Below are 13,588 nucleotides of genomic sequence, written 5' to 3'. Positions count from 1 at the left end.
GTTTTAAAAATAGAGAACCTAAAGGTTTTAGATAATAGAAACCTTCCAGCGGTAAAGGGAGTTGACTTAGAGGTAAAAAGAGGAGAAATCCTTGCATTAGCTGGAGTTGATGGAAATGGACAAACAGAATTTATAGAGGCCATTACTGGACTTCGTAAAACTGAAGAAGGAAAAATAATCTTAAATGGAAAAGACGTTACAGGTAAGTCTCCAAGAGACATAACAGAAGGTGGACTTTCTCATGTTGCTGAAGATAGACACAAAAGAGGATTAGTGCTTAAATATTCTTTATTAGAGAACTCAGTCCTGGGTAATCATTATAAAAGCCCATTTGCTAAAGGAATAATAATGAATTATAACAAAATAAGGGAACATGCAAAGAAGCTTATAAAAGAATATGATGTTAGAACTCCTAATGAAGATGTAATGGCATCAGCACTATCTGGAGGAAATCAGCAAAAGATGATTATAGCAAGAGAGATAGAGAAGAATCCAGAAGTGATTTTAGCTGCTCAACCAACAAGAGGAATAGACGTTGGAGCTATTGAGTACATTCATAGGAGATTAGTAGAGGAAAGAGATAAGGGTCGTGGAATACTTTTAGTATCTCTAGAACTAGATGAGGTTTTAGCCTTAGCAGATAAAATAGCAGTAATATATGATGGAAAAATAGTTGATGTTTTAGATAGAAAGGACGCCACTGAGCAAAAGCTTGGAATACTAATGGCTGGTGGTACTTTGAAAAAGGAAGATAAAGGAGGAGCTAAGGATGAAAAATAAGAAGGCTTTAAGTATATTAAAAGAGTTTTCTATATCCATTGGAGCCATTATTGCAGGACTTTTAGTTTCCGTTATATTTGTAACCATATCCAGTGGAAATGGATTTATAGACTCTGTATCTCTTTTATTTTCTTCTATTTGGAAAGGAAGCTTTGGAGATCCTACTCAGCGTATTGAAACCTTTGTTTTTGCAACGCCTTTAATATTCACAGGACTTGCTCATGCAATTGCATTTAGAACAGGTCTTTTTAATATAGGGGTTGAGGGACAGTTTATAATAGGTATGCTTGTAGCTGCCTTAGTTGGAATAATACCAGGAATTCCTTCTTTTATACACCTACCTTTAATAATTATATGTGGAGCTATAGGTGGAGCTATATGGGCTGGAATACCAGGATATTTAAAAGCTAAATTAGGAACTAATGAAGTTGTTAATACAATAATGATGAACTTCATAGCAATGTATCTTTCTAACTATTTTGTATATCAGAAGTTTAAAGTAGAAGGAACAGTTGCTACTCCTATGATAGAAGAAAGTGCACAACTTACTAGATTTTTAGGAGAAGAATATAGATTAAGCACTGGAATATTCATAGCTATTATAATTGTAGTATTAATTTATGTGCTTTTATGGAAGACAACCATAGGATATGAACTTAGAGCAGTAGGACTAAGTCCAGCTGCAGCAGAATATGGTGGAGTTAATATAAAGAAAAATATAGTTCTTGCTATGGCTATATCAGGAGCTATTGCAGGTATTGGTGGAGCTATACATGTATCTGGTGTTCAACATCAAGCTATGCAGTTATTTGGATTCCCGAGCTTCGGAATGGATGGAATAGCAGTAGCTTTAGTTGCTAAGAGTAACCCAATAGGAGTTATATTCTCAGCAATATTATTTGGTGCTTTAAATTTAAGTGCAGGAACATTAATGCTATTTGGAATACCAAAGACTATATCATACCTAATACAAGGGGTTGTTATAATATTTATAGCAGGAGAATATGTATTTAAGTTAATTGCAGATAAGAAGAAAAAGGAGGCTACCATAAATGAATGATACAGTGGCAACAAGTTCAGTAATTTTAATAATCGCAGCAACATTAAGACTTGCTACTCCTTTAATCTTTGCTAGCCTTGGAGGAATTTTTTCTGAAAAATCAGGAGTTGTAAATATAGCTTTAGAGGGTATTATGACAGCAGGGGCCTTCTTTGCAGTCCTTGGGTCTTACTTAACAGGAAGTCCGTGGTTAGCACTATTATTTGCTATGGCGGGAGGATTAGCCTTTGCAGCACTACATGCCTACTTAAGTATACATCTACAAGCTGACCAGGTAATATCAGGGGTTGGAATTAACGTGTTTTCATCAGCTTTAGTTGGATTCTTGGTGTTTAAGGTTTTTGGAACTCCATCTCAAAGTGCTTCAGTAACTTCTATGCCTTATCCGAAGGAGTTCTTTGCAAAGATACCTTTAATAGGATCTCTACTTGCAGAGCTAAACTGGTTCGTATGGATGGCTTTAATTTTAGTTATTGTTTGTAGCTTTGTACTATTTAAAACACCATTTGGTATGAGATTAAGAGCTGTGGGAGAACATCCAAAGGCAGCGGATACCTTAGGAGTAAGTGTATATAAAATAAGATATGCAGCAGTTCTTCTATCAGGGGTTCTTGGAGGCCTTGGAGGAGCAACTTTATCCATAGGTATAATGGATCTTTATAGAGAGAATATGGTAAGTGGACGTGGATATATTGCCTTAGCTGCTCTAATATTTGGTAACTGGAAACCTAAGAATGCTATGTTTGCATGTTTACTATTTGGTTTCGCAGAAGCTCTTCAGCTTTATGCTAAGGGATGGGGACTTGGAATTCCTCAAGAATTCTTCGCAGCTTTCCCTTATATACTAACTATGATTGTTATGGCTAGCTTTGTTGGAAAGACTAAACCACCAGCAGCTAATGGAATTCCTTATAAGAAAGGACAAAGATAATATTTTAATAAACCCTAGGATACTCCTAGGGTTTATTTTATAATGAAGGATCATATTTGTAATTGAGTTTTTTAAGGTTATAATATAAACTATTAATGGGGAAGAAGAAAAAACTTATATTTTATTTAGTAAATACTTTTAATAATAGATATTTATTCTAATATTCTATACAATAAATGTAGGTTATTAGAATAGATTATTCTAATATATGTTCAAGTTACTTTTAACTAAACTCTTAATTAAAATAAGAATTCATTTGCAAAGAGGGGTGACATTTATGAACATGGATTTTATGCTTAATCTAACTCAAGAACAAAAACTTATAATGACTCAACAGATGCAGCTTTCTGTAAAGTTACTCCAAATGTCAGGAATGGAACTTCAAGAATTTATAGATAAAGAAATTCAAGAAAATCCAGTTCTGGAGGCTAAGTATGAAGAAAAGGAAGATAAAGACCTTAAGGACAGAATGGATTATAAGGAGCTTATAAAATACTTAGAATTTGATAACTATGGATCTCAAAGCTTAGGAAGCTATGATAAAGATGAAGTATCACCCTTTACCTTTATAGGAAATAAAACATCTCTTAAGGAATATTTAGAGGAACAGATACTTGAAATAAATGAAAATGATTACTTTAAGACTTTATGTAAGTACATAATAGAAAATATAGATCATAGAGGGTATTTATATGTTTCGGCAGAGGATATGGCAAGGGAGATTTCTGTGAATATAGAAGACTTGGAAAAAGCATTGGATATAGTGCAGAGTCTAGAACCTTCAGGTATAGGAGCTAGAGATCTTAAGGAATGTCTTAAAATTCAGATTAAAAATAAAGGAATTGAAGATGATAAAATTTTTAATATAATAGACAATCATTTAGAGAATATAGCTGATAATAGATATGTTATTATTGCAAAGGACTTAAAGATGACTCCAAAGGAAGCCCAAGATTATGGTGATACTATAAAGACTTTAGAGCCAAAGCCATCCAGAGGATTCTATACAGGAGAAGAAGTTAAATATATAATTCCAGATGCGTATATAAGAAAGATAGATAATAAATACATAATAATAATGAATGATGAATTAAGTCCAAGATTATCCATTAATACTATGTATAAAGAGATACTTATGAATAATACTGACAAAAATGCTGTAAGCTATGTGAAAGATAAGATGAATGGTGCTATGTTTCTTATGAAAAGCGTAGAACAGAGAAAAAGCACCATATATAGAGTTCTTGAGAAGATTATAGAAAGACAAGAGGAGTTCTTGGACAATGGAGAAAAATTCTTAAAGCCTATGACTTTAAGGGAAATTGCAGAAGAGTTATCCATGCATGAATCTACAATAAGTAGGGCGATTAGAGACAAATATGTTTATATACCAAGGGGAACTATTAGAATAAAAGATTTCTTTACTCAAGGTATATCTAAAGGAAGTAGTAATGAAGATGTTTCAGTTGTAAATATAAAAACAATTATAAGAAAACTTATTGATGAAGAGGATAAAAGAAAACCTATATCAGATCAAATAATTTGTGATAAGCTAAATGAAAAAGATATGAATATCTCAAGAAGGACTGTTGCAAAGTATAGAGAAGAAATGGGAATAAAATCTTCAAGTAAAAGAAAGAGATTATAGTATAGAACTCACACCTTTTATATAAAATATATACAAGGTGTGAGTTTTTTATATAAAAATTAAGCCTTAAAGAGATAATTTATCAAATCAAAGAAATTTTTTCAAAAAAACTATTTGAAAAATCTATAAAATACTTTATAATAATAAGTGTGGGACACAAAAGTTTTTGCTGGGACATAATAAGACCATAAAGGGAGTGTTGGATTTGAATGATATATTAAAATTACAGCAGAAGTTAGTTCCAGAGTTAGTAGAACTTTTGGAGAAACGATACAATATACTAAAAACCATATACTATAATCAACCAATAGGCAGAAGAATACTAGCTAATAGGCTGGATATAGGAGAGAGAATAGTAAGAAGTGAGGTTAACTTTCTAAAAGCTCAAAACCTTATAGAAATAAACACTCCAGGAATGACTGTCACTTTAGATGGAGAAGAGGTTTTAGAAAAACTAAAAAACTTTATCCATGAAATAAAAGGACTTAATTCAGTGGAAAAAGACCTAAAGGAACTATTAGGTATAGAAGAAGTAATAGTGGTTCCAGGAAATATTGATGAGGATGAGTCAACTATTAAGGAACTAGGAAGAGCAGCAGGGAATTATATTAAGTCTCTTATAAAGGAGAACAGTATAATTGCTTTAGCTGGAGGAACTACTGTAAAGGAAATAGTAAACAACTTACCTAAGTTACAGAGTATGCCAGATGTCTTAGTAGTACCTGCAAGAGGTGGTATGGGAAGAAATGTTGAAACCCAAGCTAATACTTTAGCAGCATCCCTTGCAAAAAAGATGAATGCTCAGTATAAAATGCTTCATATACCAGATAATCTAAGTGAGAAGGCTTTAAGTACTATATTAAATGAAGATGAAATAAGAGAAGTAGCTTTAAGTATAAAGAAAGCAGATATAATGATATATGGTATAGGAATAGCTGAGCATATGGGTCATAAAAGAGGGTTATCAGAAAATAAAATCTCTTCTATTGTAGATAGTGGAGCTGTAGGAGAAGCATATGGTTGTTATTTTGACAGAGAGGGAAATATGGTATTTTCAACCTCTTCTGTAGGGATTTCCCCAGAAGATGCTAATAAAATAAAACACATAATAGCAGTAGCAGGTGGAGAAAATAAAGCAGAGGCCATTCTTGCAACTCAAAGAGGAAGAACTAAAGGAGTTCTTATCACTGATGAGGGAGCAGCAAGAAAAATACTGGAGAACATTTAAGAATAAGAAACATGTATAAAAAAGTATCTTATCTTAAATATTAAATATGTATATAGATATTTATTAATAAATATTTATTATAAATAAATTTATATAAAAGTTTTAGGAGGTATTTGTAATGGTAAAAGTTGCAATTAACGGATTTGGTAGAATAGGAAGATTAGCATTAAGATTAATGATTGAAAACCCTGAGTTTCAAGTTGTTGCTATAAACGACTTAACAGACGCACAAACATTAGCACATTTATTTAAATATGACTCAGCTCAAGGAAGATTCAATGGTGATATAGAAGTTAAAGAGGGAGCATTCGTAGTTAACGGAAAAGAAATAAAAGTTACTGCTGAAAGAAACCCAGCTGACTTACCTTGGGGAGAACTTGGAGTAGACGTAGTTCTAGAATGTACAGGTTTCTTCGCATCAAAGGAAAAAGCAGAGGCACATATTCAAGCTGGAGCTAAGAAGGTTGTTATATCTGCACCAGCAACTGGAGATTTAAAGACAGTTGTATTCAACGTAAACCAAAATGTATTAGATGGATCAGAAACAGTTATATCTGGAGCATCTTGCACAACAAACTGTTTAGCACCAATGGCTAAGGTATTAAATGATAAGTTTGGTATGACAAAAGGATTTATGACAACAATCCATGCTTACACAAACGACCAAAATACTTTAGATGCACCACATGCTAAGAAGGATTTAAGAAGAGCAAGAGCAGCAGCTGCAAACATAGTTCCAAACTCAACTGGAGCAGCTAAGGCTATAGGATTAGTTATACCAGAACTTGCTGGAAAGCTTGATGGAGGAGCTCAAAGAGTTCCAGTTATAACTGGTTCTTTAACAGAGCTTGTATGTACTTTAGGTAAGAAGGTTACAGTTGAAGAGGTAAACTCTGCAATGAAGGCTGCAAGTAATGAATCATTTGGATATACTGAAGAAGAGTTAGTATCTTCTGATGTTATAGGAATAAACTTTGGTTCATTATTCGATGCAACTCAAACTAAAGTTATGGAAGTTAATGGAGAGCAATTAGTTAAGGTTGCTTCTTGGTACGATAATGAAATGTCTTATACTTCTCAATTAATAAGAACTTTAAAGTATTTTGTTAATGCTTCAAAATAATTAAAACTTTAAATATAGAAGATAGATTAAAGGCAAATATAGGTCTGGTTTTGTAGTTATCTTAGGCTATAAGGCCAGACCTTTTCTACAATCCATATAAATATTAGATAATTAGTATATATAATACAATATATATACTAACCTATTTATAGATAAATCATTAATGTGATATAATATTTATGGTTATTATTAGGATTTAAACTATAAATTTATGTGATACCATCAATATAAAGCGAAGAGGTGGATAAAATGAAATTTAATAAAAAAACTGTAGAAGATTTACAAGTAAAAGGTAAAAAAGTATTAGTAAGATGTGATTTTAACGTACCATTAAAGGATGGAAAAATAACTGATGAAAACAGATTAGTAGGAGCAATGCCAACTATAAAGTATTTAGTAGATAATGGTGGAAAAGTTATACTATGCTCTCATCTTGGAAAAGCTAAGGGACCAGATCCAGCATTAAGCCTTGAGCCAGTAGCTAAGAGATTATCTGAAATGTTAGGCCGTCAGGTTGTTTTTGCGGCAGATGATAATGTAGTTGGAGAGAATGCTAAGAAGGCAGTAGAAGCAATGAGTGAGGGAGATGTAGTACTTCTTCAAAACACAAGATTTAGAAAAGAAGAAGGAAAAAATGAAGAGGCTTTTTCAAAGGATCTTGCTTCTTTAGCTGATGTTTATGTAAATGATGCCTTTGGAACAGCTCATAGAGCTCACTGTTCTACAGTTGGAGTAACAAACTTTGTAAATGAGGCAGTATGTGGATACTTAATTCAAAAGGAGCTTAAGTTCCTTGGAGAGGCTATTGAAAATCCAGAGAGACCTTTCGTTGCAATACTTGGAGGAGCTAAGGTTTCAGATAAGATCAATGTTATAAATAACCTATTAGATAAGGTTGATACTTTAATAATAGGAGGAGGAATGGCATATACATTCCTAAAAGCTCAAGGATATGAAATAGGAACTTCTTTACTTGAAGCAGATAAGGTAGATTATGCTAAGGAAATGATGGAAAAAGCTACAGCTAAGGGTGTTAAGTTATTACTTCCATTAGATAACGTAGTTGGAGATAAGTTTAGCAGTGATGCTACTCCAGTTATAACAGGAGATCAAAATATTCCAGAAGGACATATGGGACTTGATATAGGACCTAAAACTTCAAAGTTATATGCTGATGCAGTTAAAGACGCTAAGACTGTAATATGGAACGGACCAATGGGAGTATTTGAATTTGAGAATTTTGCTAAGGGAACTATAGAAGTTGCAAAGGCTATGGCTGATTCAAATGCTACTACAATAATTGGTGGAGGGGATAGTGCAGCAGCTGTTAATATATTAGGATTCGGCGATAAAATGACTCATATATCAACAGGTGGTGGAGCTTCTCTTGAATTCTTAGAAGGAAAAGACCTTCCAGGAATATCAGCTTTAAATGATAAATAGAAAATAATTAATAGGATAGAGATAGATAAAGGGTATTTCTAGTACTATAAAGAGAATAATTAGTCATTATGCTTATATATTTTATGTTATACTTTATCAATAGACCATGTTGATAAAATAATTATAAGCAAGGTTTATTTACTTAGTTTCATAAGATATTAAAGGCATATTTGACTAATTATCTTTTATAAAATACAAGATTTAATTTATAATTGTCTATTGATAAGTATCAATGGTGAATTATAAATTAAAATTAAAAGGAGTGTTTAACAATGAGAAAGCCAATAATAGCTGGAAACTGGAAAATGCACTATACTGTTTCTGAAACAGTTAAGACAATAGAGGAATTAAAGACACTAGTACAAGGAGCAAACTGTGATGTAGTTCTTTGTGTACCATTCACATCTTTAGATGCTGGATTAAAAGCAGTAGAGGGAAGTAACATAAAAATTGGAGCTCAAAATATGCACTTTGAAGAAAAAGGAGCTTTCACTGGAGAAATAGCACCAGGAATGCTTGAGGCTATGGGAGTTAACTATGTAGTTATAGGACATAGCGAAAGAAGACAATACTTCAATGAGACAGATGAAACTGTAAATAAGAAGGTTAAGGCTGCTTTTAGCCATAATATAACTCCTATATTATGTGTTGGAGAAAGTTTAGAGGAGAGAGAAGCAAATATAACTAATGAAGTTATAGGAGCTCAAATTAAGCTTGATGTTATGGGACTTACTAAGGAGCAAATTGAAGAGCTTGTTATAGCATATGAGCCAATTTGGGCAATAGGAACAGGTAAAACTGCAACTTCAGAGCAAGCTAATGATACAATAGGTGCTATAAGAAGTGTTGTAGAAGGATTATATGGAAAAGAAGTAGCAGATAAGGTAAGAATACAATATGGTGGATCTGTTAAGCCAGGAACTATAAAAGAACAAATGGCAATGGAGCACATAGATGGAGCTTTAGTTGGTGGAGCAAGCCTTGTAGCTTCAGATTTTGCTGGAATTGTAAACTTTGACAAGTAATCTAGTAAATAGGTAAAACTAAGCTTTAAGACATTAGATAAGCTTAAAGAATTAAGAGGGATTTAGAGGTGAAAATGTTTTAATAATCCCTCTTAATTAATAATTATTCTTTATATCTATTGTCTTTTTTATTACATAAAGAGTATAATTATTTTAACAAGAGATAAACAATAACATTAAATATAATGCTTATATAAGGATAAAGAAAAATAAAGTTAATTTTCCTATAAACTTACATAAGCTTAGTCTATAACATAGGTATTTTTAATATGAATACTTATTTATAATAAAGTAGGGAATTATATTAGGAGCATATAACTAAAGAGAATAGGAAGTATGACTTTAGGTTTAGGAGGGATATTATGACTAAGAAACCAGTTATGTTAATGATATTAGATGGATTTGGAATAAGTGATAAGGTTGATGGTAATGCTGTACTTGCAGCAAATAAACCTAATTATGATAAATGTTTTAATAATTACCCACATACACAAATTGCAGCTAGTGGACTAGATGTTGGTCTTCCACAAGGACAAATGGGTAACTCAGAAGTAGGACACCTAAATATAGGTGCAGGAAGAGTTGTTTATCAAGAGCTTACTAGAATCACAAAGGAAATAGAAGAAGAGACTTATTTAAATAATGAAGAACTGAATTTAGCTATGGATAATGCAAAGGAGAAGGGTACATCATTACATTTCCTTGGACTATTATCTGATGGGGGAGTTCACTCCCATGTAGATCATTTAAAAGGTCTTTTAAGAATGGCTAAGAAGAAGGGGCTTTCAAAGGTTTATGTTCATGCTTTTATGGATGGTAGAGACGTTTCTCCAACATCAGGTAAGGGCATTGTAGAAGAGCTTAAAGCTTATATGGAAGACCTTGGTGTAGGTGAAATTGCTACTTTATCAGGAAGATATTATGCAATGGATAGAGACAATAGATGGGAAAGAGTAGAGCTCTCCTATAATGCTATGGTTCTTGGAAAAGGCGAAACAGCAATAAATCCAGTAAACTATATAGAAAAGTCTTATAATGATAATAAGACAGATGAGTTTGTATTACCATGTGTTATTATGAAGGATGAGAAGCCAGTAGCTAAAATCCAAAATGGGGATTCTATTATCTTCTTTAACTTTAGACCAGATAGAGCTAGAGAAATGACAAGAGCAATAAATGATAAAGAGTTTAGTGGATTTAAGAGAAATACTTTAGATCTTACTTTTGTAACTATGACTCAATATGATAGTACTATAGAAAATGTTCATGTGGCATATAAGCCACAAAGCTACTCTAATACTTTAGGAGAATACCTAGCTAAGAATAATAAAACACAATTAAGAATGGCAGAAACAGAAAAATATGCTCACGTAACTTTCTTCTTTAATGGAGGAGTTGAAACTCCAAATGAAGGAGAGGATAGAGCATTAATACCATCTCCAAAGGTAGCTACTTATGACTTAAAACCAGAGATGAGTGCTTATGAACTTACAGATGAATTAATAAATAGATTAGACTCTGATAAGTATGATGTTTTAATAGTAAACTATGCTAACCCAGATATGGTTGGACATACAGGAGTATTTGAGGCAGCTAAGAAAGCTGTAGAAGCAGTAGATACTTGTCTTGGAAGAGTAGTTGAAAAAGTTCTAGAAAAGGATGGTACAGTATTTATAACTGCTGACCATGGTAATGCAGAACAAATGATAGACTACTCTACAGGAAAGCCAATGACTTCTCATACAACAGAACCAGTTCCTTTCATATATGTATCAAAGGATGCCAAGGAAATGAGAGAAGGCGGAAAGTTATCTGATATAGCACCAACAATGCTTACTGTGATGGAAGTTCCAGTTCCAGAAGAAATGACAGGTAAAAGCTTAATAAAATAATATAGTATATAGTAAACAGAATTCTGACTTTAGTTAGGATTCTGTTTTTTTTATTTATTTTAATGTCCTACTATAGAGATTTAATATAAATACTATAGTAGGGCATTAAAAATATCATTGGTCTTCCCATATTTAAACACCTTCTTCCATACAATTAGTATTTGAAAGAAAAAAATATATTATTCCGCATAAGTTAAGATTTAGCTTAAAAACCCTATAGGGTTTTTAGTTTGAATCTTAACTTATACATGCACTTAAACCCTTTAAAATCTTAGATTTTAAGTAGTGTATAAGATAAGTTTTGAATCAAAAACCCTATATAATAACTTAATCCTAGAGTTTTAAATCTAGAAAATATATAAAGAAAAATAAATTTAATTATAAAAACTACTATTTAATAATTTCTTAAGAAATACTTTCAGATTTCTAAAGTTTTAAATTATATAATTTTTATATAATATAATTGTTTATACAAATAATTATATTATATGTAAGTGATTACATTTTGTATAGGTAATAAATATTGACACAAGGTAAAATATTATGAGTAGGAGTGAAACTATGAAGGCTTTAGAAATTAAAAATCTATATAAATCATTAGGAAAGAGAGAAATAATAAAAGACTTATCTCTAGAGGTTAATGAAGGAGAAATCTTTGGCTTTTTAGGACCAAATGGAGCAGGAAAGACTACAACTATAAGAATGATAGTAGGTCTTATAAACCAAGATAAGGGTACCATAAAAATAATGGATAAGGACCTTAAAACTCACAGAGAAGAGGCTCTTAGAAATGTAGGGGCAGTGGTTGAGAACCCAGAGCTATATAAGTACTTATCAGGAAGAGAAAATCTTATGCAAATAGCTAGAATTAGAAAGGTATCAAAGAATAGGGTAGAGGAAGTAATAAAACTTGTAGGACTTCAAGGAAGAATAGATGATAAGGTTAAAAAATATTCCTTAGGAATGAAACAAAGGCTTGGGCTTGGAGCTGCATTATTATCTAACCCAAAGTTATTAATATTGGATGAACCTACTAATGGATTAGACCCAAATGGAATTATAGAATTTAGGGAAATAGTTAAAAGAGCGGCCATAAGAGAAAATATAGCAGTTTTTGTATCTTCCCATATTTTAAGTGAGGTAGAGCAGTTATGTGATAGGGTTGCATTTATAAATAATGGAACTATAAAATCTGTAGAAAATATAAATAAGAATGGTATGGATACAGAGGAAGAAACTGTGGTTCTGCTTACAAGAAATGAAGAGGTAGCTATGACAAGTCTATCATCTATAGAAAGGGTTCTAAGCTTTAATAAAAAGGAAGAAGGAATAATTATTAAGGTGGAAAATGGACAAATACCAAGTCTAGTAAAGGATTTAGTAGCAGTAGATATAGAGGTAGATGAAATTTATAGAAGACATAGAGGACTTGAGCAAAGGTATATGGAGATAATGGAAGGGGGAGAGAAATAATGATTTTTACACTAGTTAAAAATGAGACTATAAAAATACTTTCAAGGGGTAAAACATGGGTAGTATTTGGTATGTTTGTAGCGTTAATAGGTCTTTTAACCTATGGACTATATAGAGATGAACAAAACATGAAATATTTTGACCTTCCTAAAAATATGGTAATGAATCTAGAAAGTCAAATGAAATACCTAGATGATGAATTAAAATTAGTAGAAAATAGCTTAAAGGAAAAAGATAACCCAGAGCTTCAAGTTAGAAAAGAGAGTTTAGAAATAGAGAAGAAAGAGATACAAAAAAATATCAATAATGCTAAAAAGTTAATAGAGGAAGGAAAAGGTGATGAGCCTTATCCAATAGACTTAGATGCAGCAATTAAAAATTTAGAGGATAATATTAATGATGAAAATATGCCTAAAGAACATAAGATTAGTAGTGAAAACCAGCTGAAAATATATAAAAATTTAAAGGAAAATGGAATTCAGCCAAAGAAGAGCTATGCCTTTGATGGATATAATCAGATAATGGTAATAATAAGTGTTTTAGGAATGATATTTTTAGTTATAGGACTATCAATATTTGGAAGTGATATGGTATCAGGGGAATGTACTCCGCCTACACTAAAATTCTTACTTGTACAACCTATAAGTAGAGGAAAAGTATTATTTTCAAAGTTTATATCCTTGGTGATGGTATGTATCATTATGATTCTATCTGTAGAGATTATTTCATTTATTATTGTAGGATTAATTAAAGGGTTTGGTCCTTCTAATTATCCTATGCTATATGGAACAAAATATGCTTTTAATTTAACTAAGGTTGTAGATGGGGCACATCCTCTTACTATGATTGAAGGAAGTAGTGAAATTATTACTGCTTTAGCCTTCCTTTTAAGATCTTTTGCTTATCAGGTTTTATTTATAGTTACAGTTTGCTCTGTGGTATTTTTAATATCTACTATATTCAAAAGTAGTATGATATCTATGGC

Annotated in this window: 11 protein-coding genes; all 11 read left to right on the top strand. The window is 31.9% G+C overall.

Annotation, left to right across the window (positions count from 1 at the left end):
- The coding region (locus AB2369_RS06025; RefSeq protein ID WP_367665575.1) for an ATP-binding cassette domain-containing protein at positions 1 to 780 on the top strand (780 nt) is incomplete at its 5' end.
- Positions 770 to 1,840, top strand: coding sequence for an ABC transporter permease (locus AB2369_RS06020; protein WP_367665574.1), 1,071 nt, complete (start codon positions 770 to 772; stop codon positions 1,838 to 1,840). The genes AB2369_RS06025 and AB2369_RS06020, both read left to right, overlap by 11 nt.
- Positions 1,833 to 2,771 (top strand): ABC transporter permease, encoded by a 939-nt coding sequence (locus tag AB2369_RS06015; protein ID WP_367665573.1) that lies wholly within the window; start codon positions 1,833 to 1,835, stop codon positions 2,769 to 2,771. Before AB2369_RS06020 ends, AB2369_RS06015 begins: the two co-directional genes overlap by 8 nt.
- Positions 2,772 to 3,054: 283 nt before the next feature.
- Complete coding sequence (gene rpoN, locus AB2369_RS06010; protein WP_367665576.1) at positions 3,055 to 4,419, top strand: RNA polymerase factor sigma-54; 1,365 nt, start codon at positions 3,055 to 3,057, stop codon at positions 4,417 to 4,419.
- A 205-nt stretch (positions 4,420 to 4,624) separates the two neighbouring features.
- The gene (locus AB2369_RS06005) at positions 4,625 to 5,647 is read left to right on the top strand and encodes a sugar-binding transcriptional regulator (RefSeq protein ID WP_367665572.1); all 1,023 of its coding nucleotides are present in this window, start codon (positions 4,625 to 4,627) and stop codon (positions 5,645 to 5,647) included.
- A 118-nt stretch (positions 5,648 to 5,765) separates the two neighbouring features.
- Positions 5,766 to 6,770 carry a type I glyceraldehyde-3-phosphate dehydrogenase gene (gene gap, locus AB2369_RS06000; protein WP_367665571.1) on the top strand — a complete coding sequence of 335 codons (1,005 nt, stop codon included), beginning with the start codon at positions 5,766 to 5,768 and terminating at the stop codon, positions 6,768 to 6,770.
- A 249-nt stretch (positions 6,771 to 7,019) separates the two neighbouring features.
- Positions 7,020 to 8,213 carry a phosphoglycerate kinase gene (pgk, locus tag AB2369_RS05995; protein WP_367665570.1) on the top strand — a complete coding sequence of 398 codons (1,194 nt, stop codon included), beginning with the start codon at positions 7,020 to 7,022 and terminating at the stop codon, positions 8,211 to 8,213.
- Positions 8,214 to 8,485: 272 nt separating this feature from the next.
- Positions 8,486 to 9,238: a triose-phosphate isomerase gene (tpiA, locus tag AB2369_RS05990; protein WP_367665569.1), complete on the top strand. Its 753-nt coding sequence runs from the start codon at positions 8,486 to 8,488 to the stop codon at positions 9,236 to 9,238.
- A gap of 362 nt (positions 9,239 to 9,600) precedes the next feature.
- Entirely contained in the window at positions 9,601 to 11,130 is a 1,530-nt protein-coding gene (gpmI, locus tag AB2369_RS05985; protein WP_367665568.1) for a 2,3-bisphosphoglycerate-independent phosphoglycerate mutase, read from the top strand.
- Positions 11,131 to 11,691: 561 nt separating this feature from the next.
- Positions 11,692 to 12,603, top strand: coding sequence for an ABC transporter ATP-binding protein (locus AB2369_RS05980; protein ID WP_367665567.1), 912 nt, complete (start codon positions 11,692 to 11,694; stop codon positions 12,601 to 12,603).
- The coding region (locus AB2369_RS05975; protein WP_367665566.1) for an ABC transporter permease subunit at positions 12,603 to 13,588 on the top strand (986 nt) is incomplete at its 3' end. The genes AB2369_RS05980 and AB2369_RS05975, both read left to right, overlap by 1 nt.

It is taken from the genome of Clostridium sp. (assembly GCF_040797585.1).
Lineage (GTDB): Bacteria > Bacillota > Clostridia > Clostridiales > Clostridiaceae > Clostridium_Z.
The sequence above is the reverse complement of the archived record's forward strand: the minus strand, read 5'-3'. Positions and strand labels throughout refer to the sequence as shown.

Bases quoted from the DNA above. Each gene is read 5' to 3' on its own strand.
- rpoN (WP_367665576.1), top strand. From the start codon at position 3,055: ATGGATTTTATGCTTAATCTAACTCAAGAACAAAAACTTATAATGACT.
- gpmI (WP_367665568.1), top strand. From the start codon at position 9,601: ATGACTAAGAAACCAGTTATGTTAATGATATTAGATGGATTTGGAATA.
- tpiA (WP_367665569.1), top strand. From the start codon at position 8,486: ATGAGAAAGCCAATAATAGCTGGAAACTGGAAAATGCACTATACTGTT.
- AB2369_RS06020 (WP_367665574.1), top strand. From the start codon at position 770: ATGAAAAATAAGAAGGCTTTAAGTATATTAAAAGAGTTTTCTATATCC.
- AB2369_RS06015 (WP_367665573.1), top strand. From the start codon at position 1,833: ATGAATGATACAGTGGCAACAAGTTCAGTAATTTTAATAATCGCAGCA.
- gap (WP_367665571.1), top strand. From the start codon at position 5,766: ATGGTAAAAGTTGCAATTAACGGATTTGGTAGAATAGGAAGATTAGCA.
- pgk (WP_367665570.1), top strand. From the start codon at position 7,020: ATGAAATTTAATAAAAAAACTGTAGAAGATTTACAAGTAAAAGGTAAA.
- AB2369_RS05980 (WP_367665567.1), top strand. From the start codon at position 11,692: ATGAAGGCTTTAGAAATTAAAAATCTATATAAATCATTAGGAAAGAGA.